21 protein-coding genes and 3 pseudogenes are annotated in these 26460 nt (G+C 63.4%); 8 read left to right on the top strand and 16 right to left on the bottom strand.

The features are described from left to right. Positions 1-2: 2 nt before the first annotated feature. The 3 genes from HDG37_RS18280 to HDG37_RS18270 form a co-directional block, all read right to left on the bottom strand. Positions 3-665: an amino acid ABC transporter permease gene (locus HDG37_RS18280; protein ID WP_184050029.1), complete on the bottom strand. Its 663-nt coding sequence runs from the start codon at positions 663-665 to the stop codon at positions 3-5. Between the two features lie 28 nt (positions 666-693). Further along, entirely contained in the window at positions 694-1344 is a 651-nt protein-coding gene (locus HDG37_RS18275) for an amino acid ABC transporter permease (protein ID WP_176105687.1), read from the bottom strand. Between the two features lie 89 nt (positions 1345-1433). Then, a complete protein-coding gene (locus HDG37_RS18270) occupies positions 1434-2261 on the bottom strand; it encodes a transporter substrate-binding domain-containing protein (protein WP_090806118.1) in 828 nt (275 codons plus the stop codon). Positions 2262-2499: 238 nt separating this feature from the next. Here HDG37_RS18270 and HDG37_RS18265 point away from each other — a divergent pair, with 238 nt between their 5' ends. Both HDG37_RS18265 and HDG37_RS18260 read left to right on the top strand, forming a co-directional pair. After that, positions 2500-3474, top strand: coding sequence for an isopenicillin N synthase family oxygenase (locus tag HDG37_RS18265; RefSeq protein WP_184050027.1), 975 nt, complete (start codon positions 2500-2502; stop codon positions 3472-3474). Between the two features lie 11 nt (positions 3475-3485). Then, complete coding sequence (locus tag HDG37_RS18260) at positions 3486-4928, top strand: FAD-binding oxidoreductase (protein WP_184050025.1); 1443 nt, start codon at positions 3486-3488, stop codon at positions 4926-4928. A gap of 265 nt (positions 4929-5193) precedes the next feature. Here the strand turns inward: HDG37_RS18260 and HDG37_RS18255 are convergent, their stop codons facing one another. The 5 genes and pseudogenes from HDG37_RS18255 to HDG37_RS18240 form a co-directional block, all read right to left on the bottom strand. After that, positions 5194-5712 carry a DUF2778 domain-containing protein gene (locus HDG37_RS18255; protein WP_184050023.1) on the bottom strand — a complete coding sequence of 173 codons (519 nt, stop codon included), beginning with the start codon at positions 5710-5712 and terminating at the stop codon, positions 5194-5196. Between the two features lie 2 nt (positions 5713-5714). Continuing rightward, positions 5715-6211: pseudogene (locus HDG37_RS40380) on the bottom strand (Hcp family type VI secretion system effector). Positions 6212-6386: 175 nt separating this feature from the next. Beyond that, positions 6387-6558 (bottom strand): annotated as a pseudogene (locus HDG37_RS39375) (ABC transporter substrate-binding protein); the annotation flags it as partial. Positions 6559-6650: 92 nt separating this feature from the next. Beyond that, positions 6651-10067, bottom strand: coding sequence for an alpha/beta fold hydrolase (locus tag HDG37_RS18245; protein ID WP_184050021.1), 3417 nt, complete (start codon positions 10065-10067; stop codon positions 6651-6653). Between the two features lie 252 nt (positions 10068-10319). After that, positions 10320-11111, bottom strand: a complete 792-nt coding sequence (locus tag HDG37_RS18240) for a hypothetical protein (RefSeq protein ID WP_184050019.1) — start codon at positions 11109-11111, stop codon at positions 10320-10322. A 403-nt stretch (positions 11112-11514) separates the two neighbouring features. Between HDG37_RS18240 and HDG37_RS18235 the strand changes: the two genes are divergently transcribed. Next, on the top strand, positions 11515-13407 hold the full coding sequence (locus HDG37_RS18235; protein WP_184050017.1) for a hybrid sensor histidine kinase/response regulator: 1893 nt from the start codon (positions 11515-11517) through the stop codon (positions 13405-13407). A gap of 46 nt (positions 13408-13453) precedes the next feature. On the opposite strand, the gene HDG37_RS18230 is transcribed toward HDG37_RS18235, so the two are convergent. The 4 genes from HDG37_RS18230 to HDG37_RS18215 all read right to left on the bottom strand — a co-directional run bounded on the left by HDG37_RS18230 (position 13454) and on the right by HDG37_RS18215 (position 17103). Continuing rightward, the gene (locus tag HDG37_RS18230) at positions 13454-14221 is read right to left on the bottom strand and encodes a response regulator transcription factor (RefSeq protein WP_184050016.1); all 768 of its coding nucleotides are present in this window, start codon (positions 14219-14221) and stop codon (positions 13454-13456) included. A 256-nt stretch (positions 14222-14477) separates the two neighbouring features. Beyond that, a complete protein-coding gene (locus tag HDG37_RS18225; protein ID WP_184050120.1) occupies positions 14478-14675 on the bottom strand; it encodes a hypothetical protein in 198 nt (65 codons plus the stop codon). Next, entirely contained in the window at positions 14650-15654 is a 1005-nt protein-coding gene (cydB, locus tag HDG37_RS18220; protein ID WP_184038592.1) for a cytochrome d ubiquinol oxidase subunit II, read from the bottom strand. The genes HDG37_RS18225 and cydB overlap by 26 nt, the downstream gene beginning before the upstream one ends. Positions 15655-15678: 24 nt before the next feature. Continuing rightward, positions 15679-17103, bottom strand: a complete 1425-nt coding sequence (locus tag HDG37_RS18215) for a cytochrome ubiquinol oxidase subunit I (RefSeq protein WP_184050014.1) — start codon at positions 17101-17103, stop codon at positions 15679-15681. Positions 17104-17726: 623 nt separating this feature from the next. Here HDG37_RS18215 and HDG37_RS18210 point away from each other — a divergent pair. The 3 genes from HDG37_RS18210 to HDG37_RS18200 all read left to right on the top strand — a co-directional run bounded on the left by HDG37_RS18210 (position 17727) and on the right by HDG37_RS18200 (position 21046). Next, complete coding sequence (locus HDG37_RS18210; protein ID WP_018420811.1) at positions 17727-18548, top strand: alpha/beta fold hydrolase; 822 nt, start codon at positions 17727-17729, stop codon at positions 18546-18548. A 359-nt stretch (positions 18549-18907) separates the two neighbouring features. Then, the gene (locus HDG37_RS18205) at positions 18908-19702 is read left to right on the top strand and encodes an NAD(P)-dependent oxidoreductase (RefSeq protein ID WP_184050012.1); all 795 of its coding nucleotides are present in this window, start codon (positions 18908-18910) and stop codon (positions 19700-19702) included. Positions 19703-19747: 45 nt separating this feature from the next. Beyond that, a complete protein-coding gene (locus tag HDG37_RS18200) occupies positions 19748-21046 on the top strand; it encodes an MFS transporter (protein WP_184050010.1) in 1299 nt (432 codons plus the stop codon). 138 nt (positions 21047-21184) lie between these two features. On the opposite strand, the gene HDG37_RS18195 is transcribed toward HDG37_RS18200, so the two are convergent. Both HDG37_RS18195 and HDG37_RS18190 read right to left on the bottom strand, forming a co-directional pair. Next, positions 21185-21478 carry a contact-dependent growth inhibition system immunity protein gene (locus HDG37_RS18195; protein WP_184050008.1) on the bottom strand — a complete coding sequence of 98 codons (294 nt, stop codon included), beginning with the start codon at positions 21476-21478 and terminating at the stop codon, positions 21185-21187. Beyond that, on the bottom strand, positions 21475-22308 hold the full coding sequence (locus HDG37_RS18190; protein WP_184050006.1) for an RNase A-like domain-containing protein: 834 nt from the start codon (positions 22306-22308) through the stop codon (positions 21475-21477). Before HDG37_RS18190 ends, HDG37_RS18195 begins: the two co-directional genes overlap by 4 nt. A gap of 271 nt (positions 22309-22579) precedes the next feature. Between HDG37_RS18190 and HDG37_RS39370 the strand changes: the two are divergent. Next, positions 22580-22749 (top strand): annotated as a pseudogene (locus tag HDG37_RS39370) (IS5/IS1182 family transposase); the annotation flags it as partial. A 28-nt stretch (positions 22750-22777) separates the two neighbouring features. Here the strand turns inward: HDG37_RS39370 and HDG37_RS18185 are convergent. Then, positions 22778-23707 carry a 2-hydroxy-3-oxopropionate reductase gene (locus HDG37_RS18185; protein WP_260334913.1) on the bottom strand — a complete coding sequence of 310 codons (930 nt, stop codon included), beginning with the start codon at positions 23705-23707 and terminating at the stop codon, positions 22778-22780. After that, on the bottom strand, positions 23704-24504 hold the full coding sequence (garL, locus tag HDG37_RS18180; RefSeq protein WP_184050002.1) for a 2-dehydro-3-deoxyglucarate aldolase: 801 nt from the start codon (positions 24502-24504) through the stop codon (positions 23704-23706). The genes HDG37_RS18185 and garL overlap by 4 nt, the downstream gene beginning before the upstream one ends. 231 nt (positions 24505-24735) lie before the next feature. Here garL and HDG37_RS18175 point away from each other — a divergent pair, with 231 nt between their 5' ends. Then, entirely contained in the window at positions 24736-26319 is a 1584-nt protein-coding gene (locus HDG37_RS18175) for an aldehyde dehydrogenase (NADP(+)) (RefSeq protein ID WP_184050000.1), read from the top strand. The last annotated feature ends 141 nt before the right edge of the window (positions 26320-26460 follow it).

The raw sequence follows: 26460 nt of genomic DNA, 5'->3' as shown, positions 1-26460 counted from the left end.
AATCATGCCATGAAGCGTGCGAGGCGGGCTTCGGCCCACATGCCCGCGCGCGAGGTCAGCTCGACTAGCGCGAGATAGCACACGCACAGCACCAGCAGGGTTTCGACGAAAGCGAAGGTGGCCGAGCCGATGCCGGTCAGCACGAACGTCAGTTCGGGCACCGTGACGATCGACAGCACGGCCGTTTCCTTGCTCAACACGATGATCAGATTGGTCAGCGCGGGCACGATCAGCACCAGCATCTGCGGCGCCTGGATGCGCAGGATCGCCTGCCAGCGCGTGAGTCCGAGACACGCCGCCGCTTCGAGATGGCCTTTGGGCACCGACTGGAAGCCGGAGCGGAACGCCTCGGCGAAATACGCGCTGCCGTAGAGACCGAGGCCGACGATGCCGGCCGTCATCGGTTCGAGCGTGAGGCCGATGGACGGGCCAGCGTAGTACAGCAGAAAAAGCTGCACGAGAAACGGCGTGCCGCGCAGCAACTCGATGTAGACACGCAGCACGGCGCGCAGCCAGCGTCCGCAGAACAGTTGCAGCACCGCGATCAGGAAGCCGATCGCGAGACCGATCGCGACGCCCGCGGCCCAGCTGGCGACCGTCGTCGCGAGGCCGGCGGCGATCGGCTGCAGGTTGTGCGTGATGACGGTCGGGTCGAACGTTTGCATGGCGAGGTTCGCTTAAACGTGAGTCGATTCAGGCGTGCTGCAAACGGTGTTCGGCCGCATGCGCGACCAGCGCGAGCGAACCGCAGATCACGAAGTAGATGAGCCCGGCCGCGACATACGCTTCGAGCGGCCGGTAAGTGCTCGCGGCGATGTTCTGCGCGGTGCGCGTCAACTCGGCGACGCCGACCACCGAGATCAGCGAAGAAGCCTTGATCAGCAGCACCATTTCGTTGACGAGCGACGGCAGCGTCAAACGGAATGCTTGCGGCACCAGAATGCGCCGCAGCGTATCGAGCGGGGAAAGCCCGAGCATGCGCGCGGCTTCGAGATGTCCGGGCGGAATGCTCAGAAAACCGCCGCGCAGAATCTCGGCGATGTACGAGGCCGAGCACAACGACACCGCGCTGATCGCGGCGACGATCGGCGACACGTTGATGCCGGCGAACGGCAGCAGGTAGTACACGAGCAGCAACTGCACGAGCATCGGCACGCCGCGAAAGAAGAACACGTAGGCGCCGCCCGCGAGGCGCGCGGCGCGATGCTGCGACAGCCGCGCGGTGCACACGCCGATGCCGACGAAGAATCCGATCACGAGCCCCGTCAGCGAAATGCCGACGGTGGCGAGCGCCGCATGCAGCAGCAGCGGCAGGCCCTGAACGAAGACGGTCGTGTTGAACATGGGTCGCGGCCGGTGGAAACGGGAAGGGCGACGCGCGCCGCGCTACGGCGAAACTATCGCACGACGCGGGACGCCCACGTTGAAGACGCTCAGTAGTTCGGCGTGGGCATCGTGGACGGCATCTCCATCGCGACACCGAACCACTTTTTCTGCAACGCGGCGAGGCGGCCATCCTTCTGCATCTTCACGAGCGCTGCGTTGAACGCGTCGGCGAGCGGTTTGCTGTCGGCGTCCTTACGCAATGCATACGCGAAGTACACCTTCGCGCCGAACGGCGGCTGCACGACCGCGAACATCTCGGGGCGCTGCTTCGCGACATACGCGATGTTGGTCATCGAGTTCGCTGCCGCGGCGATGCGGCCCGCCGCGAGGTCCGCGTAAGCCTGATTGTTGTCGACGTACTCGCGGATTTCAGGCTGCTTCGGCAGCGTGGCCGCGTAGCTCTTCAACTGGTCCAACTGCGCGGTGCCTTTGCCCGCGCCGACCGTCTTGCCCGCGATATCCGACGATTGCTTGATCGACGCATCGTTCGCGCGCTTGAGCAGCGCGTCGGTCGCATCGGCGACGGGCAGCGTGTACGTGTAGCGTTCCATGCGCGCCTTCGTGACCGTCAGCGGGCCACCGACCATATCGAACTTGCCCGCTTCGAGACCGGGCAGCACACTCGGCCACGGCAGATCGATGAAGCGCACCTTGACGCCGATTTCCTTGCCGATCTGCGCGAACAGCTCCTTGTTGAAGCCGGCTTGCTGACCGTTCTCGAGAAAGTCGAATGGCGCGAACTGCATTTCGGTGCCGACCACCAGTTCGCCGGCTTTCTTCACTTTGGCGAGCTGGTCTTCGGCGTGCGCGGCGACGCTTGCCGCGCACAGCGCCAGCATGACCAGACGACATTTCCAGCCTGCAAGGATACGCATGGGGTTCTCCGGGGGCGAATTGGTGTTGGGTTGCCGGCGTGTCGAAGTCTTCGTTAGGACCCGCCGCGCCGGCGGCGCGCTGCGGGCCTCGCTGGGCAGTATATACCGCGTTTCCGGCGAAAAATAAATGCTCGCGTGAGTAGAGAAAAGCCCTGATATCGAGGCGTGCGAAGCAACTTGCGGCGCTGCTTTTGGCGGTATATACCACTGCAATACCGATCCTCGAAGGAGCCGCGCGATGGCCGTGACCCGCATTCCGATCATCGATGTCGCCGGCGTGCGCGCGGGCGATCAGCAGGCGCTCCGACGCGTCGCGAAGGAAATTCATGAAGCCTGTACGACGATCGGTTTTTTCTACATCGTCAATCACGGCGTGCCGCAAGCGAAGATCGATGCCGCCGCGCAGGCCGCGCGCACTTTCTTCGCGTTTCCGGTCGACACGAAACGACGCGCGGCGGTCAATCATCGGCATCGCGGCTTCAATGCGCTTGGCGACGCGACGATGTATCAGGCGAAGCGGCCCGATTACAAGGAGTTCTTCAGCATCGGCCTCGAACTGCCGGAAGACGATCCCGACGTGCTGGCGGGCCAGGCACTACGCGGGCCGAACAATTGGCCGGACTTCATGCCCGGGTTGCGGCCGGTGCTGTATGACTATTACGAGGCGGTCGGCGCGTGCGGGGCCGATCTGCTGCGCGCGGTCGCGGTGAGTCTCGGCATCGAAGAAAATTTCTTCGCGCCGCGCTACACGAAGCGCATGCAGCGCACGCAAATGGTCTACTACCCGCCGCAGCCGCCGCAGCCGGACGAAGATCAGTTCGGCGTCGCGCCGCACACCGACTACGGCTGCATCACATTGCTGTGGCAGGATCAGGTCGGCGGCCTGCAGGTGCGCGAAATCGCCAACGATACGTGGGTCGAGGCGCCGCCCGTCGAAGGCAGCTTCGTCGTGAACGTCGGCGATCTGCTCGCGCGCTGGACCAACGACCGCTTCCGCTCGACGCTGCATCGCGTGATCAATGCATCGGGGCGCGAGCGCTATTCGATCGCGACGTTCTACGATCCGACCTACGGCGCGCTCGTCGATCCGCGTGAGCTCGGCGCGAGCGACGCGCAAAGCAAATATCAGCCGGTCGCCGCGGGCGACTATATCCTCGGCCGCATCAACGATTCGATGGGCTACCGCAAGAAACTCGCCGCTACCGCACAGTAAGGACCTCCTGCATGACAGAACCGAGCATCACCGGCGACCAGACGACCCGGCCCGCAACCCCGACCGCAACCGCACCGCTCGCGACGACACTCGAGGCCTTGCGCGCCGCGCTTGGCGTCGACGCGGTGCGCGTCGGCGAGCAGATCGGCGAACGCGCGCTGACCGACTGGACGCGCCACGAGCCGACGCGTCCGGCGGCGCTGCTGATGCCGCGCACGACCGACGAAGTATCGCGTGCGCTCGCGATCTGCCACGCCGCGCATCAGCCGGTGGTACCGCAAGGCGGTATGACCGGACTCGCGGGCGGCGCGATCGCGCGCGCCGACGATATCGCGTTGTCGCTCGAACGTCTGGCCGGCGTCGAAGAACTCGACACCGCGTCGGCCACGCTGACCGTACGTGCCGGCACCACGTTACAGGCCGCGCAGGAAGCCGCCGAAGCAGCGGGCTTCGAACTCGCGCTCGACCTCGGCGCGCGCGGCTCGTGCCAGATCGGCGGCAATCTCGCGACCAACGCGGGCGGCAATCGGGTGATCCAGTCCGGCACCGCGCGCGACCAGGTGCTCGGGCTCGAAGTGGTGCTCGCCAATGGCGACGTGCTCAGTTCGCTCGGCAAGATGGTCAAGAACAACACCGGCTATGACCTGAAGCACTGGTTCATCGGTTCGGAGGGCACGCTCGGCGTGATCACGCGCGCGGTGCTGCGGCTGCATCCGCGACGTGCGGCGCGCCATACGGCGCTCGTCGCGCTCGACGATTACGATGCCGCGGTGAGCCTGTTGCGCCGTCTCGCGACGCGCTTCGGCAACGACATCGGCGCGTTCGAGATCATGTGGCCGGACTTCTACGATTTCGGCGTGAAGCTGACCGGCGCGCGCTCGCCGTTCGACGCCGCGCATCCGCTCTATGCGCTGATCGAGCACGCGGGCTTCGATGCCGACGACGCTGGGGAACGTTTCGCCCAGGCGCTGACCGATGCGCTGCAAGCGGGCGCGCTGCGCGACGCGGTGATCGCGCAATCGGTCGCCGATGCGCGCGCGCTATGGGCGATCCGCGAGTGCACCGCGGAGTTTCCGATCAAGCTCGATCCGATCAACTTCGACGTGAGTCTGCCGATCGGCGAGATCGGCACGTTCGTCGACCGTTGCCGCGCGGCGCTCGATCAGCGCTGGCCCGGCAACGAAGCGTATTTCTTCGGGCATATCGGCGATTCGAATCTGCATTTGACTGTCGATGGTCATTCGATTCCGGGCGTCGAACATCACGCGGTCTATGCGTTCGTCTATGAGATGCTCGGACCGTTGCGCGGGTCGGTGTCGGCGGAACATGGCATCGGTTCGCTGAAGCGCGAGTTCCTGCCGATTTCGCGCTCACCGGCCGAGCTTGCCGCGATGGTCGCGATCAAGCGTGCGCTCGATCCGAACGGCATTTTGAATCCGGGCAAGCTGTTCTGAGTTTCGATGAGAAGCAAATCAACGACTTCTCCCTCGCGTGCAAGTCCGCCATATTTTCACGATCAGCACATAAAGAACGATCGCCACAATCAGATCTATAGTCGTCATTGCGGCGATGTAAAGCAGTTCATAATCGGCCACTCCGAGCTTGTCGGAGATTTTGATCAATATATGCTGCTGCTCAAATGTCATAGGCAATGGATAAGTGTGAACATACCGCACCGACAACAGAAATAAAATAAGAAAAAGAAATAGCCTGCAAAGTCTACGGGCAAATATCGCCAATTGTCGTTACCTCGATCCATCCGTAAGCGCGCATCCCTGAATTACCGGCTGGAATAGTCGGTGTATGAAGAAGCACTTGTCGAAGTTTGTTAAAATCCGCGCCATTTTTCAGCGTGATACATCCGAATGAAACGCCTGACCCGTCAACAGGATGCAATCGGAAGTTACCACGCTTGACGCCGCTTACCCAGGTCCAATCATCAATCAGCCCGTCGTCCCGATACAGAGCGAACCATTCATCATGATGAGATGGGTTTCCGCTGGCAGTATTCCATGTATCCCTGATCATTGCTTCCAATCGAGAGCGTATTCCGCCACTTGGCCGCGCAACTATCCAATACTTTCCCGCAGGTAATGGTCCTTTTCCCACGATAGCCGTACAGCCGCCCCGATTGCGATAAATATCATCCCCCGAGAAAGCCGGGAATGTCCCTACGCCAAACATTACTAGCAGCAGGGTCGGAGCGTTATCGACTACGAATTTCCCTTGTAGCGCCATGATTAAGATCGTTCACTCCAACTGTCAGTGAACTTGATGTTGCCGTCGATATAGTGCCAAGTGATGCGTTCATACAATAACCCGACCGATTCGACATGGTTAAGCTGAGACATTGCAGAGATTTTGGCGTTCGCCATTCCAGGGTTGACGCCGACTACCCTCACACCCTCCTGCAACATGACCAAATAGACTTCCTCTTGCCCGGCATCATTAATTCGATACCACTTCAGCTCTGCGGATTGCAATGATTGCCCCGTGGCAACGGCTTTGTACAGATAAGGGCTGGAGGCGTCAAACTCTTTTTCAAGATTCATAGGGGAGTGGTTGCGCGGTCCGGTAATATCGCCTCTCTTGTTCCTCTCTTGTTATCGGCCGGAAGATTCACGCCGTGACTGAATCCGATTATCTCGATACTTCCTTCACGTCCTTGCACCGTAGCAGAGCCTTTGATATCAGCCCCGCCGTCATCTTTAAGCCACATGTATGCTGGAATTGGCACTTGCCGTTCCTTTCGTTGAATTGCGGTCCAGAGACTCTTTGCGCCTCGCCTTTACGACAGGGTCGATACTAACGTATTAACCATGCCTCGTGATTTTGAGATAATGGTCGAACAGAACCACCCAATATTGCGACACGCAAGTTTGTATCAAAATCTATTGTTTATGCTTGGCTTGATTGTCCGAATAGGCGATCGACTGCGCATGCAACAGCACGTCCTTCAGGCCTTCGACGATACTGATATCAGCCTTCGGCGCACCGTCGCGCACGACCACGCCGGTGCGCGAATCCGCGAGCTCCCGCGCGAACCCGGAATGGCCTGCCCCGCTCGATCAGATCGTCTAGCGCATTAATGCGCGAGCGCAGCCATACCGGAACGACCGCGCGACGAGACCCCAACACGCGCAGATGACGCGTGGCGCATCGGCCATGCTCCGCCGTCAATGCGCATTTAGATAGCCGACGATCAACGGATAAACATCGACCGCCGCGTTCTTGCCGAAGATGCAGTCGATATGCCCATACCCCGGAATCAGATGCCGCTCGTACGGCTGCTCGGGGAAGCGCTCGCGCAGCAGGTCGTAAGTGCGCGCGGTGCTGACCGGCAGATAGGTTTCGTTCTTCTCGCCGTGAATGAAGCTGATCGGCAAACGCATGCCCTCGAGTCCTTTCATGCCGTCCGCGCCGGTCAGATACACGTCGTCGCCGCGCGCATCGACGACCTGGCCCGCGCGCACCATCGTGGCCAGATGCTGGAACACGGCCATGTCGTGAATGCCGAACAGTTCCTGCAGGTTCGCATGCAGCGCCTCGTTCAGCTTGTCGTGCTCGTAGAGCAGGCCATACAGGAACGTCGCGCGATGACAGATCGGATTGCCGCAGCCCTCGCCGTGATCGAGCGGATAGAGACGCAGCGCTTCGTCGAACAGGTTCGCGGGCCACGAATCTTCCTGCGTATAGGCGGTGAGGTCGCGTATGCGCAGATGCTGCATCAGGTCGGGAATATGCAAGCCGGCCTTGATCCGTTGCAACGTGCCCGGCACCGGATGCGCGGACACCTGCGAAATCACCGCCGAGCGCACGCCGTCGAGTCCATGGAGAAGCGACATGCTGAGCGCGAGGCCGCCCAGGCAGTGGCCGAGTACCTGAATGTTCGGCGCGCCGGTCACTTCGCGAATCTTCGCGACGGCGGCGGGAATGTCCTCGCGCGCGACTTTGTCGACGTTGGTCGGCACGAGCACGCTCGGCAGTTCGATGCTGACGCGCAGATCGACGAGCCACACGTCGTAGCCCGACGCGTACAGATATTCGACGAGGTTGGTCGGTATCAGATCGGTCGAGAAGATGCGGCTCGATACGCCCGAGCCGTGGATCAGCAGGATCGGCTTCGCGGCTTTGCCCGCGGCCGGATCGCAGTAGCGCGTGAGCTTGAGCCGCGTGCGGTCGGGTGTGTCGAAGTACGTGACCTGCGGCGCCGGCGCGCGCAGCGTGCGTTTCGCGCGCGGCGGTATGTATGGATCGTAGAACTGCAGCGGCGCGGCCACGCCGCCGTATTCGGTGAACAGCACGCCCGCGAAGAACTTGCCGAATTTCAGCGTCCATTCGAGGCGCGTCTTCAGGTCGGGCGCGTGTGTGACTTCGAGCGTGCGCTGCTGCTTCAGGAAGTTTTCGGGCGTGATGATCAGCGTCGCGGTGCCGACGACGGGCGCATCGTCCTGCGCCGCGGCGCGAATCTCCGCATACAGCGTGTTGGTCTGCTCCCACAGGTTGATCGGCGACGTGCGCGTGATGATCTTCTTGCCGGTCAGATACCAGGTGTTGCCTTCGACCGCGTCGAGCGTCATCCGGTAGTTCATGTTGCGTTCGTCGACCTCGGATTCGTCGACGACGAACAGGTTGAAGGTGCCGTCGCTGATCGTCAGCGGTTGGGCGGACAGGGCGGGGCAGGTCAGTGTGCCGGCGGTGCGCGCGAGGTGATTCGGGTTGCTCAGCATGTCGGCGAGATCGTCGGACTCGACCGTCAGCGTGAATTCGATCGGGCTCTTCGCGGCTTCGCCCGCCACGCTGGGCGTGTAGGTGCCGACCATCGTCTCGGTGAAGCGCAGGCCGATCTTCTGTGCGGGCGGCGCGGCGGCGCTGCCCTTCGACATGTAGTCGATCGACCAGTCGCGCGCTTTGGCCAGCCGCGCGCAATTGCGCTCTGCGAGCGCGGAGATGGTGAGGAGCGGATTGACGCCGAGCGACATCGGCATCACCGCGCCGTCCATCACGTAGAGGCCGTCGTGCACCGCGACGCCGGCCGTGCCGCTGAACACGTGGCCCAGATGATCGACCACGCCATGCGCGGCGTCCTCGCCCATGCCGCAGCCGCCGAGCGGATGCACGGTGACGGTGCGCCGGCCGGCGATCTTCGTCGAAATCGGGTTGCGCAGATATTTGCCGCCGAGCGGTTTGGTCGCCTCGATCAGCACGTTCTCGATGCGCTGGAAGATCGGCTGGCGTCCCGCGTTTTTCCATTCGATGCGCGCACGGCCTTTGTCGCCGACCGTGATGCGGCCGCTTTCGTCGTCGTGCGCCATCACGAGGTAGCTTTGCGTGTGATTCAGCGCACCGTGGTACGGGCCGCGGATCAGGCTTTCGAGCGCACGCGCGTCATAACTCATACGCTCGAGCAGCGACGGGGCCCCAGCCGCATCCACGCCTTCGAGCGGCGCGAGCGCGCCGAGCATGCCGACGAGCGCCTCGCCGACCGCACCGGCCAGCGAGCCTTCCTCGATCACATAGCCATCCTTGACGTTTTTCTCGTCGGCGCGATTGTCGATCAGGCCGGTGATGGTCGGCCCGACCGGCGGAATCTGCCCCGGCTTGTGCTCGCCCCAGCCGACGCCGTTGATCGTGTCCCTGGTGTTGTACGCGAAGGCGAGCACGTCGCCGTTGCCGGTGAAATGCTGGCCGAGCATCTCCGACATGCTCAAGCCCGCGTCGCGCGAGCGCAGCAGCAGCGCGGTCGAGCCGATCGTGCCCGCCGCGACGATGACGATGTCGGCCAGCACGAACAGATCGGGCGCGTCGTAGCTTTCGCGGCCGAGCTTCACGAGCTGGAAGTTGACCTTCCATTGCTGCGTGTCGGGATCGCGTAGCACCGAATGCACGGCCGTGCCGGTGAAAATCTGCGCGCCGTGGGCGACCGCGTCGGGCAGATAGTTCATGTGGGTCGAATTCTTCGCGTCGTAGTTGCAACCGGAGTTGCAATCGCCGCAACCGACGCAGCGCTGCTGCTCGACGCCCGCCGCGTTCGGGCCGTCCTTGAACGTGACCGTGATCGGCGGACGGCTGAAGCGGTCGGCCATGCCGAGCGCCTGCGCCGATTTTTCGAGCGCTTGCAGCTTCGGCAGCGGCGGGAAATCGTCGGGCACCGGCGACGGTGACAGCATTTTCCGGGCGAGCGCATAGCCGTCGTCGCGTCCGGCTTGGTCGGCGCGCAGCGCGGCCGGCCAGCGCGGGTCGTCCCACAGGCGGGGATCGGCCTCGAGCGCGACGTTCGCATTGATCAGCGACGTCCCGCCGAGCCCACAGCCCACCACCGCGTTGACGTCTTCGTTCACGTGCACTTCGATCAGCGCGAGCGGCGAACCGATCTGCGCCTCGGCCGTGTTGTACTGGATCTGCTCGACGCCCTGCACGGGCGTGCGCGGATACTCGCCGGCCATGAATTCGCGGCCGCGCTCGAGCACGCACACGCGACGGCCCGCGCGCGCCATGCGGCTCGCGGCAATCGCGCCGCCGTAGCCCGAGCCGATCACGACCACCTCGTAATGCCGTTGCAGCGCCATCGGCGCGCTCGATAAGCGGTTCATCAGGACCACCTCGTCTGGAATCGGATGCGGGGAACGGAAGCTCGGCTTCGGAACAAAGACGGCGTGCTGCGGGAGCTTTTTTATCGTAGGCGGAATATCGGCGCAAAAAAAGCGCGCCGTGGAGGGCGCGCCGAAGTCGTAGCGTGCGACGTTCAGGGCGGCACGCCCGGCCGGCCGTTGCCGGGTGTACCCGGCCGTACGGGCATGCGCACTCATCGCGCTTCTTATGTGGCCTGTTGGTTATCCGAACTATTACGCGGCCACTTCATAGAATTCGCTATCGCTCGATTCCGCCGCGAGCAGATTCAGCGCAACCAGAATCGCCGCGCGATTGTCGACGTCGATCTCGATGCCGAGCGCGTCGGTGAGCCAGCGGCCGAGCTTGGTGTTGGAAAATTCCTCGGCGCCGGCCGTCTTTTTCATGGTGACGCCGAGTTTGACGGCGCGATAGTGATAAGAGGGCACCCGATGCCGAGCCGCGACCGCCGAAAGCCCGCCTTTGCCTTCCGAGCACCAGCCGAGGCTGCCGGCCAGCACGATCCGCTCGGGTTCGTCGAGCCCTTCGATGAACTCGCGCGCCGCGCGCCGCACGCGCTGTTCGTCGAGGCCGTATTGCAGCAGCACGCTTTCCACCGGGTCTTCGAGCGCGTGCGCGTGCAGATCGATTTCCTGCGCGACGCCCTCGGTCTCCATCGACACATTGCGCTGATGGCACGCGCTGCGCAGGCAGTCGATCAGATAGCGGCGGAAATACGCGCATACCGCGTAGCTGTTGGACGGTGCGCTGTCGGCGCGCGCGTTCGTTTCGGTGTGGCCGGGCGCGAGGCGCAACACCTTCGCGTAGATGAACTGAGCGACCAGTTCTTCCTTGTCCTCGGCGAGCGCCTGCAATTCGAGCGGGTGGTAGGTCCGCAACGCGCGCTTGACCAGTTCGACCATCGACACCATTTCGTCCGCTGAGAGCCGGGTGCGTCTGCGCCACAGATCGGGGAGGATCGCGTCGTCGAGTTGGCGGGCGAACTCGTAGCTCGGGACTGCGCCCATGGAAAACCTCCGTCGGTTGGCAGGGAGCGCGGCGAGCCGCGGCGCGTGGGCCGCGAGTCGAGGGAAGGTGGCTGAAATGCCGCGCTGAAACGTGAATGCAGTATGGTTCGCGGCAAGGCCGTCGCCTATATGGATTAAGTGTTAGCCGATGGGTAAACTGCCGGGTAAACCTTCTGATGGATTGCTGACGATTCGTCTGAAGAGCGGGCATTCGCCGTAGAATAGACCGCGCGGGCGGCGCGTTCGGTCGCCCGATTCGACCCGCGGTTGCCACGAAGTGCCGGAGCGCCGCCGCTTCGTCAGTGTTTCGTCTCAACGAAGTTGCCATGCCCGCGCGATAAAGCTGCGTGGGATCGGCGTAAGCGCTAAAGCGCTCACGCCGATCGACAGAGGAGACCGCCCCATGCGGGCCGACCCGATCCAGCGTGCCATCGACGAAGACCTCGTGCGCGTGCTCTACGCGCAGGATCCGATCGCGTTCTTTTCGCACTGGTTTTCGATCGCGGTACTGGTGGCGATCTACTGGCCGCATGTGCCGGCCCCGCCGCTGTTTATCGCGTGCTTCGTTTTTTATGCGCTCGCCAATTGCGCGGGCCTGGCGCTGTGGATTTGCAATCGCCGTTATCCGCAGCTCGTCTCGCCGCGCGACTGGATCTATCTGCACGCGCTGCGCGGTGTGCTCCTCTATAGCGGGCCGGGCTTCGCGGTGTGGTTCGCGTTCCAGAGTCCGCAAACCGATCTGCCGTTATTGCATACCGTACTGCTGGTGACGCTCGCGGCCGGCGTGTTCATGTCGAATGGATTCGATCTCCTCAATTTTTCGACCTCGATTCCGTTTCTGCTGCTGCCGTCGATCGTGCTGCATTTCGGCTCGCATACGTTCGATCGCACGATTCTCGCGATCGTGCTCGCGTTCTTCTTCTGCGCGATCAACGTCTACGCGATGAGCTATCGCAAGCTGTTTCGCCAGGTCGTGCAGGCGCGTGTCGATCAGCAATACCTCGCGGAATCGCTGGCCGCGCAAAAGCGCGTCGCCGAAGAAGCGAGTCTCGCGAAGACGCGCTTTTTCGCGGCGGCAAGCCACGATCTGCGTCAGCCGCTGCATGCGATCGGCCTGCTTGCGGCATCTCTGAACGATCCGGCGGCGACACCCGCGCAACACGCGAAGACGGCCGGGCACATCGTCTATAACGTCGAGGCGCTCAATCAGCTGTTCAACCAGGTGCTCGATCTGGCCCGGCTCGAAAGCGGCGTGACCCAGGTGATCCGGTTGCACTTCCGGCTCTCCGAGCTGTTCGAACGGGTCGGTAGCCAGTATCGTCCGCAGGCCGCGGCGAAGGGGCTCGCGCTGCGCATCGCGCCTACGACGATGGTCGTCTACGACGATCCGGTGCTGCTCGAACGCGTGTTGAGCAATCTGCTGTCGAACGCGGTGCGTTATACGGAGCAAGGCGCGATCTGGCTCGGCTTCCGGCGCGCGGGGCGACAGAAGGGCGGCTATATAGAGGTGCGCGATTCGGGCGTCGGCGTGGCGCCGCAAGAGCACGAGCGCATCTTCGAGGAGTTTTACCAGGTCGAGAATCCGCAGCGCGACGCGCGTCAGGGGCATGGGCTCGGGCTGCCGACCGTCAGGCGGCTCGTCGGCCTGCTCGGCGGCGAGTTGCAGCTGCGCTCGGCGCCGGGGCGCGGCTCGGTGTTCCGCTTTGCGGTGCAGGCGGGTGACGCGAGCGGCATCGTCGCGAGTCTGAACGATTCGGTCGCGGGCGGCCCGGCCGCGCAGGGGCGGCGCGTGCTGTGCATCGACGACGAGCCGTCGATACTCGAAGGCCTCGCGAGTCTGCTCGAGCGCTGGGGCTGCGACGTGCGCGGCGCGCGCGACGAAGCCGGCGCGCTCGCCGCGCTCGCGGACGGCTTCGTGCCCGACGCGGTGCTGTGCGACTACCAGCTCGCCCATCACCGCACCGGCGCGCAGGCGCTGAGCGCGATACGGGGCGTGCTTGCGCGGGAGGGGCACGGCAATGCGGTGACGCTGCTGATCACCGGCGATATGGCGTCGGCGGAGCTGACGGCGCTCGCGTTGCAGGGGATTCCGGTGCTGCACAAGCCGGTGACGCCGGCGCGGTTGCGGCGCACGCTGGAAATGCTGTGGCAGCAGGCGGAGCTCGATCAGGGGCGGCCGGCGGGTGCAGTGGTGTTGGGGGGCGCAGCGGCGGACGACCCAGCGCCGTCGTCCGCCGCGGCCGGCTCGCCGCAAGCCGAAGCGGGCTCAGGCGCGCAAAGCGAAACGCAGCCTTAGAGGCGGGAAACCAAGACGGGTTGGGCTTGCGGCGCAGCACAAAGCGCTACAACGTCTTCCCGGCCTCCAGCCATCCATTGATTACGGCGATCGCCGTCGACCGGTTATGCACACCAAGCGCCCGAAAGATCACCGACAGATGCACCTTCACCGTGCCTTCGGCGACGCCGAGATCGCGCGCGATCATCTTGTTGGTCCAGCCGCGATGCACGAGCCGCATGATGTCCTGCTGACGTGGTGACAGGTTCTCCAGCAGATGCAGCTGATGCGGCTGCAGCGACGGTACCTGCGTGACCGGTTCGAGCTGCGGGACGGTGCCGGGGCCCGGCCCGCGGACGGCTTGCGCGGCGGCGCCCGGGGCCGGCACACGTGCCGATCCATCCGCATCGGTGCCCGCCCGCGTCTCGCGCGAGCCGAGCAGACTCAGCGCCTCCATCGGCACATAGGCACCGCCGGACAGCACCAGCTCGATCGCCTTCAGCATCACGCTGGCGGGCTGGCGCTTGGGGACGAAGCCGAGCGCGCCGGCCGCGAGCACCGCGCGCATCTCGTCGGGCGATTCCTCGGCGGACAGCACCACGACCGGCAGCGCCGGATTCGCCTTCAGCAGCGTTTCGAGCGACGTCGCGCCGCTCATGCCCGGCATATGCAGATCGACGATCGCCAGATCGTGATTCGCGTCGGGGCGCGCGGCGCTCGCAAGGGTTTCCCAGCTGTCGGCTTCGTCGAACTGGGCGTCGGGATCGAAGCCGCGCAGCATGCCTTTGACGCCTTGCCGGATCAGTTCATGGTCGTCGGCTACAAGAAACTTCATGATGTCTCCGCGAGTCGAGCCTGTCCGTTGAGGGCTGCCGCCGTTGCACATGCCGCAGTTGCAGGCTGCGCAGTTGCGCTGCGACGCGCGTGGCCGGCTGCCGGAATCGTTCGATGCGCTTCGTGATGTTAAGGCAGGTCTCCCGCGCATAGGTTCCGGCTTGCTACGTAGACGAGCCGCGCGCCCCGTTTTTGAAGCGCTGACGCGCACGATCCGGAAGGTTATGCCCGCCGGATCGACACGGGCTCGCGCGCCGCTATCTGACCGCGAACAGCGTCGCATTCATCAGAAGCCTGAAGGCGAAGCCGAGCGACATCGCCGCGGTCACGCCGAAGCACCATAGCACGATGAACCAGAGCCAGCCCGGCAGTTTGCGGCTGGGCGTTGCGGCAGTGGCGGTGGGAGCCGACGCACTGGCACCTCGCGTTTCAGTGATAGTGATGTTGGTCGCCATGACGCACCTTGCCTCGAAAGACCCAGTAACCCATCGTCGTATAGGCGACGATGATCGGCAGGATCACCGCCGCGCCGGCCAACGTGAACGTCTGGCTCGAGCGTGGCGCGGCGGCTTCCCATAGCGTGATGCTCGACGGAATCGCATACGGCCACAGACTCACGAGCAGCCCGAGATAGCCGAGCAGCACGAGCGCCAGCGCGAGCACGAACGGCGTGTTGTGATGGCGCGCGCGCACCGCGCGATGCATGAAGAACGCGCAGATCGCGACGAGGAACGGCACCGGCAGCAGACGGTAGAAGATCCCGTCACGGAACCAGCGTTGCGCGATGCCCGCATCCATCAGCGGCGTCCACAGGCTCACGAGCGCGATGAAGCCGAGCAGCACCAGCGTCAGCGGCCAGACCACGCGATGCAGCCTTCGCTGCAGATCGCCCTCGGTCTTCGCGACGAGCCAGCAGCAGCCGAGCAGCGCGTAGGTCGCGACGAGTCCGAGGCCCGTCAACAGGCTGAACGGCGTGAGCCAGCCGAACGCGTCGCCGGCATAGGCGCCATGGGCGACCGGAATGCCTTGCAGGAACGCGCCGAGCACGATGCCCTGGAAGAACGCCGCGCCCGCCGAGCCGCCGATGAACGCGAGATCCCACAGATGCCTCGTGCGACGCGACTTCGCGCGGATCTCGAACGACACGCCGCGAAAGATCAGGCACACGAGCATGAACACCAGAGGCAGATAGAGCGCCGACAGCACGGTCGAGTAGACGACCGGAAACACCGCGAACAGCGCGGCGCCGCCGAGCACGAGCCAGGTTTCGTTGCCGTCCCACACTGGCGCGACCGTGTTCATCATCAGGTCGCGTTCCTTTTCGTCGGGGAAGAACGGAAAGACGATGCCGATGCCGAGGTCGAAGCCGTCCAGCACCACGTACATGAAAAGGCCCAGAGCGATGATCGCGGCCCATACGACGGTTACGTCCATTTTTTCTTTCTCTCGAAGCGTAGGTTAGACGGCGTCGATCATCTGATCGGCGGCGGACAGCGGGCGGCGCGCGGTCTGCGCGGGCGTCGGCTGCGGCAGGCCGTGGGACATGTCGTTCGCCTTGCCGCCAGGCAGCGCGGGACCGGAGCGCATCAGCTTCAGCATGTAGTAGATGCCGGTGCCGAACACGAGGAAGTAGACGGCCACGAACGTCATCAACGACAGACCGACCTGCTGCGTGGTCAGCGGCGACACCGCCTGCGACGTGCGCATCACGCCGTACACGACCCACGGTTGACGGCCCGCTTCGGTGGTGACCCAACCGGCCAGCAGCGTGATGAAGCCGCTCGGCCCCATCGCGACGCACAGCCGCTGGAACCACTTCGCTTCGAACAGGCGCCCGCGCCGGCGCAGCACCCAGGCCGCGATCGACATCGCGATCATCAGCACGCCGAGGCCGGCCATGATGCGGAAGCTCCAGAACACGACGGTCGAATCCGGCCGGTCCTGAGGCGGAAATTCCTTCAGACCGCGGATTTCGCCGTCCCAGCTATGCGTGAGGATCAGGCTGCCGAGGTGCGGCACCGACACCGCGTAGCGCGTGGTTTCGGCCTTCATGTCGGGGATGCCGAACAGGTTCAGCGCGGTACCGCCTTTTTCGGTGTCCCACAAGCCTTCGATTGCCGCGATCTTCGCCGGCTGATACTTGCGCGTATTGAGGCCGTGCTGATCGCCGACGAATGCCTGGATCGGCGTGAGGATCAACAGCAGCCACAGCGCCATCGAGAACATCTTCTTGACGGCGGGATCGCGCCGGCCGCGCAGCAGATGCCACGCGCCGACCGCCGCGACCACCAGCCCCGCGACGATGAACGCCGCGAGCGCCATATGCGCGAGCCGGTAGGGGAACGACGGATTGAAGATGATCTTGAACCAGTCGAGCGGCACGACATGACCGTCGACGACCTCGAAGCCCTGCGGGGTCTGCATCCAGCTATTGGACGCGAGAATCCAGAAGGTCGAGATCAGCGTGCCGATCGCGACCATCAGCGTTGCGCCGAAGTGCGCCCGCGGACTCACGCGCTGCCAGCCGAACAGCATGATGCCGAGGAAGCCCGCTTCGAGAAAGAATGCGGTCATCACCTCGTACATCAGCAGCGGACCGGTGATCGGCCCGGCGAAACTCGAGAAGCCCGACCAGTTGGTGCCGAACTGATAGCTCATCACGACGCCGGAGACGACGCCCATGCCGAAGGCCACCGCGAAGATCTTCGACCAGAACAGACAAAGATCTTTGTAGTAGGCCTTGCCGGTTTTCAGCCAACGCCATTCGAGAACGGCGATGAAACTGGCGAGACCGATGCTGAGCGCGGGGAAAACGATGTGAAAAGAAACGGTGAACGCGAATTGAATGCGCGCGAGATCGAATGCCGATAGTGCGGAGTTCATGATCCTGTTGTGCGTGATGGCCGCGTGAGCGGACTTACGCGCGTCGACCGATGTCGGTGCGCACTGCGCTGGGCAGATGGCGCAAGAGTAGGGGATCGAAACAAAAAGTGCTGCGATGCGATGTGCGTCAAAAAACCGCCTTGTTTTATGCGAAATACGCTTATCGATGAGGCAAACCATTGTTGAGTATCAAGTTTCTTTTGGCGGCCGATACGTGGCCGTGTGTGCCTCGTCGCGTGAGCTGCGTCAATCGACCGCGCTGCAGCAATGCGTTTCGCGCAGCCTTGCGCGGCAAGGTCGCGGGCGGTGTCTGTCGCCAGCCGACAATCGATCCATTCAAAGCGACTTCGTCGGTGGGCGTGCTGGTCAGGCGATTTTTTTACTTCTACGATGCACGCTGCCGCGTGGCTGTTTCAGCTTTTTCTCTTCAGTATTCGTTGCGCGTTATTCGTTCGCCATTCGTTTGTTGTTGATGTTATTTCGCGGTGGAATTTCTCAATAGGTCATTACACGTTGCCGCATTCGCACGGCGTTCTGTCATGCGTCGCGCGCATGCTTCGTGAGCAGCTTGCGTTTCATCCACCTGCCGGCGACGGCAGACTTCATCGACAAGGAGTCAGCAGATGAGCACGATCAGGACGAAAGACGGTACCTCGATTTTCTACAAGGACTGGGGCCATGGCCGCCCGGTCGTGTTTTCGCACGGCTGGCCGCTGACCGCCGATGCGTGGGATGCGCAGATGCTGTTTCTCGGCAGCAAGGGCTTTCGCGTGATCGCGCACGACCGGCGCGGTCACGGCCGCTCGGAGCAGCCGTGGGACGGCAACGAGATGGACACCTACGCCGACGATCTCGCCGCGCTGATCGAACATCTCGATCTGCAGGACGCGACGCTGGTCGGCCATTCGACAGGCGGCGGCGAAGTTGCGCATTACATCGGCCGGCATGGCACGGGGCGCGTCGCGAAGGCTGTGCTGATCGGCGCGGTGCCGCCGCTGATGCTGAAGACCGCCGATAATCCGCTCGGCCTGCCGATCGACGTGTTCGACGGCATCCGCAAGGGCGTCGCGGACGATCGCTCGCAGTTCTTCAAGGATCTGGCCGTGCCGTTCTACGGCTACAACCGGGAGGGCGCGAAGGTGTCGCAGGGCGTGATCGATTCATTCTGGCGCCAGGGCATGGCCGGTTCGATCAAGGGGCTATATGACTGCATCGAGCAGTTCTCCGAAGTCGACTACACCGAAGATCTGAAGAAGATCGACGTGCCGACCCTGGTGCTGCACGGCGACGACGACCAGATCGTGCCGATCGACGCAGCCGGCCGACGCACCGCGGAGATCGTCAAGAATGCAACGCTGAAGGTTTATCCGGGCGGCCAGCACGGCATGTGCACGGTGGAGGCCGACAAGGTCAATGCCGATCTGCTCGAATTCATCGGCGCCTGAGCGAACGTAACGATGTGATCTGTTGAGGGCGCGGGCGGCATACGGACGCCGCTCGCGTCGGACGCCACGCGCCCGCTGGCGTCGGGTAAATCCACTTCTGGAACAAAAATACACTTCTAGTTATACGATGTCGCACGAACGCGACGTTCCTATGCCTTTGTTTTTTAAAGAGGTACGAAACTGCCGCGCAGTAATTTAAGGGTAAATGCGGAGTTGAAATCCGCTTGTCCATCGTCGATAGTACGTTATCGTACAACTTGAGTGTGTTATGCGACGCGCGCAGCGCGATTTCGCCGGCCGCTCAGATCCTCTGTCTGTTCTCTGAAGACCTCGCGCGCGGCGCAGTAAAAGGAACCCCTATGAAGAAGATTGCCCTGAGTGGCGCCGGCGGCCAGCTCGGCTCCGTGGTACGTGCTGAATTCGTCGCGCGCGGCGTGCCGCTGCGCTCGGCCGCGGGCTCCAAAGTACTGACGCCGCTCGTCGACGGCGAAGACGTGATGAACGGCGACCTGCGCGATCCGGCGGTGGTCGACCGTCTGCTGAACGGCGTGGACGTGCTGATCCATTTCGCCGGCACGAGCGTCGAGCGTCCGCTGCCCGAGATCATCGAGAACAACCTGCGCGGCCTCGTCGAAGTCTACGAAGGCGCGCGCCGCAACGGCGTGAAGCGCATCGTGTTCGCGAGCTCGAACCACGCGATCGGCATGTATCCGGTCACCGAGCATCTGAGCCTCGACTGCGAACTGCGCCCGGACGGCTTCTACGGCCTGTCGAAGGTGTGGGGCGAAGCGCTCGCGCGCATGTACTGGGACAAGCACGGCATCGAAAGCGTGTGCGTGCGGATCGGCAGCTGCCTCGAGCGTCCGACCGAGCAGCGCCATCTGAGCACCTGGTTCGGCCACAAGGACCTGATGCATTTCCTCGAGCGCTGCATCGAAGCGGAAGACGTCGGCTTCCTGACCATCTGGGGCGTGTCGGCCAATACGCGTAGCTGGTGGGACAACAGCGGCGCCGCGCGCCTTCGCTACGAGCCGAAGCAGAACGCCGAGGACTACGCGCAAGACATCCTGTCGCGCCCGAATCCGCTCGATGAGCTGTGCCAGCGCTACCAGGGCGGTAGCTTCGTCGGCATCGACTATTCGCGCAAGGCTTAAGTCCCGTTCGGTTTGACGGGCATTGCATCACGAGGAGTAGCAGCAATGAAGATCAAGGGTATTCGCTGGTGGATGGTCGCGCTGGTCGCGGCCGGCCTGATCATCAATTACCTGGCGCGTAACACGTTGTCGGTTGCGGCTCCGACGATGATGAAGGAGCTGAACATCACGACCGAGCAGTATTCGCACGTGGTCGTGGCGTGGCAGCTCTGCTATGCGTTCATGCAGCCGGTCGCCGGTTTCGTGCTCGACACGATCGGCACCAAGGTCGGCTTCGCGGTGTTCGCGCTGGCGTGGTCGGTGGCTTGCGCGGCGGCCGCATGGGCGACGGGCTGGCGTAGCCTCGCAGTGTTCCGCGGTATCCTGGGTCTCGCCGAATCGGCCGGGATTCCGGCTGGCGTGAAGGCGACCAGCGAGTGGTTCCCGGCGAAAGAGAGGTCGGTTGCGATCGGCTGGTTCAACATTGGCTCGTCGATTGGCGCGCTGCTTGCGCCGCCGCTCGTCGTGTGGGCACTGTTTCACGGCCGCTGGCAACTCGCGTTCGTGATCGTCGGCGCGGCGGGTATCGTATGGAGCGTGCTGTGGATGATCATCTACAAGCATCCGCGCAACCAGAAGCTGCTGGGCAACGCGGAGCGCGACTACATTCTGAGCGGCCAGGAAGCGAAGCATCACGATGACATCAACACGCCGAAGCGCAACTGGCGCGCGATGCTGGGGAGCCGCGATTTCTGGGCGATCGGTATTCCGCGAATTCTGTCCGAGCCGGCCTGGCAAACGTTCAACGCGTGGATTCCGTTGTACATGATGACCGAGCGTCACATGAACCTGAAGGAAGTCGCGATGTTCGCGTGGATGCCGTTCCTCGCCGCCGACATCGGCTGCGTGCTCGGCGGTTATCTGAGCCCGCTGTTCCACAAGTACGCGAAGGTGTCGCTGTTCACGTCGCGCAAGATGGTGTTCGTGGTCGGTGCGCTGTTCATGATCGGGCCGGCGTGCATCGGTCTCGTCGAGAGTCCGTACATGGCGGTGGCGCTGCTGTGCGTCGGCGGCTTCGCGCACCAGACGTTGTCGGGCGCACTGTACGCGATCACGTCGGACATGTTCGGCAAGCACGAGGTCGCGACAGCGACGGGCATGGGCGGCATGGCTGGATATCTGGGCGCCGCGGCGTTCACCGCGCTGTTCGGTGTGCTCGTCACGCAGATCGGCTATAGCCCGCTGTTCGTCGTGCTGGCGGTGTTCGATCTGATTGCCGCGGTCGTGGTCTGCCTGATGGCCAGGAGTTCGGAAAAGATGCCGGAGCCGAAGTGGACGTCGGCCGGTGCGGTGACGGCGAAGTAATGCGATCTACGGTCGGCTCTCGTAGGCCGATCCGGTGAATGAAGCGGCGCCCGTGAGTGGGCGCCGTTTTTTTGTCGGTTTTGCGGCCGTTTGCAGGATGGCGCTGTTGCGCCGTGAGCGTTGCAGCCGGCAAGCAGATTAGTCGCCCAGCAGACGTTTTAATTCGTCAAAGAAGGATGCGGTAGTGTATCCCCACAATTTCGGATGGAAATTAAATCCATAATCTTCGTAAAACTTTTGGTCAAGATTTTCGCCTGCTTCTCTTTTATATTTATCTATTTCGCGCAGCGTCTCTGCAATTTCTTCTGTAGAGCTGTCTCCCTTGAAGCACGATACAACCTGCTCCAGAGTGTCACCCCAGAGATCGCTATCTTGGTTGAGATATCCCCCGAACAGGACATAGAACTGGGGATATGATTCTTCGTTCATCATTTCAGTAGATAAGACGTCAAAATGTAATATGGCATTCCATTGTATTTCTCATATTTCAAGACAACCTGAACCATACTCATACCCTTTACTTGCCCGGTTTCTCGGTTAATTCCATAACCTACAGTTTTTCCAGCATTATGGAATAGAGTTAAAACATGTCTCGGATTTGATTGAGCCCAATTCCTGATTTTCAGTGTGTTGGATTCCATAACATTGGAGATCGCCCATTCCGCCGTCGGTAAATCCCGAAACGACGATACCACGTCTCTTTTTGGTTCCAGGCGTAGCCGCTCGCGCAATTGCGCCTCAGTCCGCCCGACATGCTTTTCGATTGTATGCCCGCCGATCCGGCTACCGTCCTTTGCTTCGTGCTCCATCAGTCTGATCCGGCCCATCACGATCTGCGAAGTCCGTACAGCGTTGATCGAACCAGCAAAGCCAAACGGCACGACCATATCGAGCCACAGACCGATATTGTTCGCCATATCGGGACTGGCATTCATCGCTTCGGCGAGTTTCGTCGTGCCCTGCTGGGTTAGCGTCGCCGTATCTCGCGCCGTCCAGATCTGACGCAAGCCAGCGGCTGCTGTGTCCGAGCCGTGTACGCCGAATACAACGCATCCGGCCTTGCTTGCCATGGTCGGCTCCGGCATCACACACAGCGCGCCGGCCCCGACCATTTCCAGCAGACCGCCGACAAGTTGGAATCCGCCCCATAGCCGGTTGGAAAGCATTTCGCTGTGGCTGATCGATTGGCGCGTTAGCACCGCCGCCAGTTGTGGCGCACTGAGTACGACGCGCACGCCATCCGAATCCTGGTTATATGACACTCCGGACTCCTCTGTCGTTGTTGGGGCTATCAAGCTAACAGCCGGGTACAGAGCGAGGGAATGGGTGAAGGATGATTCTTGTGCCAGCCCGTGCGTCCCGATGGTTCGCTCGATCGGACGTTAGTTGGACTGGATGGCGCAAGGGCATGGGCCGAATGTCATCGCAGCCCAGCCACGACAGCCGCAAGAGGGGCGCGTAGCTCGCAATAAAATTGCGAAAGCATCGGCCGTTAATGAGGAGACGAAAGGTCGCGAGCTATGCTCACGCGTTGATGGTCACACGCTGGTTAGAAGCGCTGGATCAGGCGGCAATTCAGAGCGATGCCGCGGCGGAAGCCCTCATGGTCGACCGAGCGAAGAGCATCGCTCCCGATCAGACGACGAATTGCGATCGAGCCGGCCATCGGTCACATGCGGACAGACGGAAAACCCGATCGCAACTGTGAAGTGGCGCCGTGCGACAGCGCGCTTACGCGCTCTTCTGACCGATCTCGTGATTCGCGAGCACTTCGAGCGCGCGCACCATCGCCGAGTGGTCCCACGCCTTGCCGCCGTGCGCGACGCACGCGTTGAACAGCGCCTGGCAGGTGGCGGTGTTCGGCAGCGACACGCCGAGCGCCTGCGCGGTCGACAGCGCGAGGTTCAGGTCCTTCTGGTGCAGTTCGATGCGGAAGCCCGGATCGAACGTGCGGCTGGTCATGCGCTCGCCGTGCACTTCGAGAATGCGCGACGATGCGAAGCCGCCCATCAGCGCCTCACGCACGCGCGCCGCATCGACACCCGCCTTCGACGCGAGCAGCAGCGCTTCGCCGACCGCCTCGATGGTCGCCGCGACGATCACCTGGTTGGCGACCTTGCACACCTGGCCCGCGCCGACCGCGCCGATCAGCGTGACGTTCTTGCCCATCATGTCGAACAGGGGCTTCACGCTGTCGAACGTGGCCTGTTCGCCCCCGACCATGATGGTCAGCGAGCCGGCCTTCGCGCCGACTTCGCCGCCGGACACCGGCGCGTCGAGATAATCGGCACCGGTTGCGCCCACGCGCGCCGCGAAATCGCGGGTCGCCATCGGCGAGATCGAGCTCATGTCGACGACCGTCTGGCCGGCGCGCAGCGCGCTCGCGAGGCCGTTCTCGCCGAACAGCACGCGTTCGACGTCCGGCGTGTCAGGCACCATGATGAAGATTACGTCCGCGTTGGCGGCGACCGCGGCGGGGTTGTCGCATGCGAGGGCGCCGGCCTGCGTGAGCTCGGCGGGCACGCCGCTACGCGTAAAGGCGGCGAGCGACACGCCGTTTTTCAGAAGATTGGCGGCCATGGGCTTGCCCATGATGCCGAGTCCGATAAAGCCTGCTGTTTGCATGGAATGCTCCGAAGATGTCGTGGCGGCCGCGTTCAAGCCTCGCCCGCCGGTTTCTGCATGAAGTGTTTCTGTGCCGCCTGCGCGGCGCCCTTGAGCAACCCGAGATCCGCGCAGACCGCGACGACGCGCGCGCCCATCGACAGATATCGTTCCGCGTCGGCCTGCACCGGCGCGAGAATGCCGCTCGACTTGCCGGCCGCCTGCGCGCGCGCGAACACATGCGCGATCGCCTGCTGCACGTCCGGATGGCTCGCATTGCCGAGGTGGCCATACGACGCCGCGAGGTCGGACGGACCGATGAAGACCGCGTCGATGCCGTCCACCGCGAGGATGCTGTCGATATTCTCGACCGCCTTGCGGCTTTCGATCTGCGGGATCACGCAGACGTTGTCGTTGGCGATCGCGAAGTAGTCGGACACGGTGCCGTAGCGATTGCCGCGATGGCCGACCGATACGCCGCGAATGCCCTGCGGCGGATAGCGTGTCGACGCGACCGCGCGGGCGGCGTCGTCGGCGCTGTCGACGAACGGCACGAGGAAGTTCGAGAAGCCGCTGTCGAGAAAACGTTTGATCACGACGCTGTCGTTGGCCGGTGGTCGGACGACCGGTGCGCTGCCGCTGTCCTTGAGCGCCATCAACTGCGGGATCAGCGTGAGCACGTCGTTGGGCGCGTGTTCGGCGTCCAGCAGCATCCAGTCGAAGCCGACCGTGCCCAGCAGTTCAGTGGCGATCGGGCTGGCGAGCGACGCCCAGCAGCCGATCTGGGTTTTTCCCTCGCGCACCGCGCGCCGGAAGCGGTTGGGCAAGGATTCGTAAGGCGTGACGGCGGGCATGCGGTGTCTCCTCGAACTGCGATGGATCGGGAAAAGCTGCGACAATGCTAAACCGCGAAATGCGAGTTATAAGTCGTCGTATGACCGGCTGTAGATTAGCACCGCATGGCCCGGTTGTAATGGGCGAGTATACCCGTATGCGCCTGTCGGACAAGCGTTTCGGGTTGCATAGGCCCCCGCGATGTTGTAGGATGACCTATATCTTTCGCCTTCATTAAAGGAAAGTCAAAAATGCCTATTACCGGCGAAATGCTGATCGGTCGCAAAGCCGTGCGCGGCGAAGAAAAACCGCTGCGCGCGTTCAATCCTGCCACGGGTTCCGAGATTGCCGAGCCGGTGTTCGGCAGCGGCACCGTCGAGAACGTCGAGCAGGCCTGCGCGCTCGCGCAACAGGCGTTCGACGCCTACCGTCAACTGCCGCTCGCAGTGCGCGCCGAGTTCCTGGACCGTATCGCCGACGGCATCACCGCGCTCGGCGACGAGCTGATCGAGCGCGCGCAGGCTGAATCGGGCCTGCCGAAGGCGCGTCTGGAAGGCGAGCGCGGCCGCACCACCGGCCAGTTGAAGCTGTTCGCGCAGACCGTGCGCGCGGGCCAGTGGCTCAACGCTACGCTCGATTCGCCGCTGCCGGAGCGCAAGCCGCTGCCGCGCTCGGATCTGCGCATGCAGAAGATCGCGCTCGGTCCGGTCGCGGTGTTCGGCGCGAGCAACTTCCCGCTCGCGTTCTCGGTAGCGGGTGGCGACACCGCCGCGGCGCTGGCTGCTGGCTGCCCGGTCGTCGTGAAGGCGCATCGCGCTCACCTCGGCACGTCGGAGCTGGTCGGTCGCGTGATCCAGCGCGTCGCGCAGGAAATGGATCTGCCCGAAGGCGTGTTCTCGATGATCGTCGGCGCGGGTAACTCGGTCGGCGAGGCACTGGTTGCGCACCCGGCCATCAAGGCGGTCGGCTTCACCGGTTCGCGCGCGGGCGGCACTTCGCTGATGCGCGTCGCGGCGGCGCGTCCGGAGCCGATCCCGGTGTACGCGGAAATGAGCAGCATCAACCCGGTGTTCCTGCTGCCCAACGCTCTTGCGGCACGCGGCGACAGCATCGCGCGCGGTTTCGTCGACTCGCTCGTGCTCGGCGCGGGCCAGTTCTGCACCAACCCGGGCCTCGCCATCGCGATCGACAGCGACGCGCTGAAGGGCTTCGTCGCGACGGCATCGGAAGCGCTCGCGGCGAAGCCGGCGCAGACCATGCTGACCTCGGGCATTCACGCCGCGTATGAAGACGGCGAAGGCAAGCTGGCCGCGACGAAGGGCGTTGAAGTCGTGGCACGCGGCGTCGCCGCGACCGGCCCGACCCAGGCTTGCGCGGCGCTGTTCGTGACCGACGCGCAGACGTTCCTCGCGAACCCGGCGCTCGAAGACGAAGTCTTCGGCCCGGTGTCGACGATCATCCGCTGCAAGGACGAGCAGGAAATGCTGAAGGTCGCCGAACACTTCGCCGGCCAGCTGACCGCGACGCTGCAGATGGACAGCGCCGACGTGGCGGCTGCGAAGAAGCTGGTGCCGATTCTCGAGCGCAAGGCCGGCCGGATTCTGGTCAACGGCTTCCCGACCGGCGTCGAAGTGTGCCACGCGATGGTCCACGGCGGCCCGTTCCCGGCAACGTCGGATAGCCGAGCGACCTCGGTCGGCACCACGTCGATCGACCGCTTCCTGCGCCCGGTCTGCTACCAGGACTTCCCGACCGAGCTGCTGCCGGAAACGCTGGCTGACGGCAATCCGCTGGAACTGTGGCGTCGTCGCGATGGCGAACTCACGCGCGGTTAATCGCGTGACGCCGTCCTGAACGGATGCGTGCCTGGGCCGGTCGGCGCGGGCGCGGATCGAAGGGAGGGGCGGACGCAATCGCAAGATAAAAAAATGGCCGGGAGATTCCCGGCCATTTTTTTCGCCCGCGAGCTTGGTGAG

It is taken from the genome of Paraburkholderia sp. MM5384-R2 (genome assembly GCF_014201025.1).
Taxonomy (GTDB): domain Bacteria; phylum Pseudomonadota; class Gammaproteobacteria; order Burkholderiales; family Burkholderiaceae; genus Paraburkholderia; species Paraburkholderia tuberum.
This window is presented reverse-complemented; position numbering and strand designations above follow the sequence as displayed.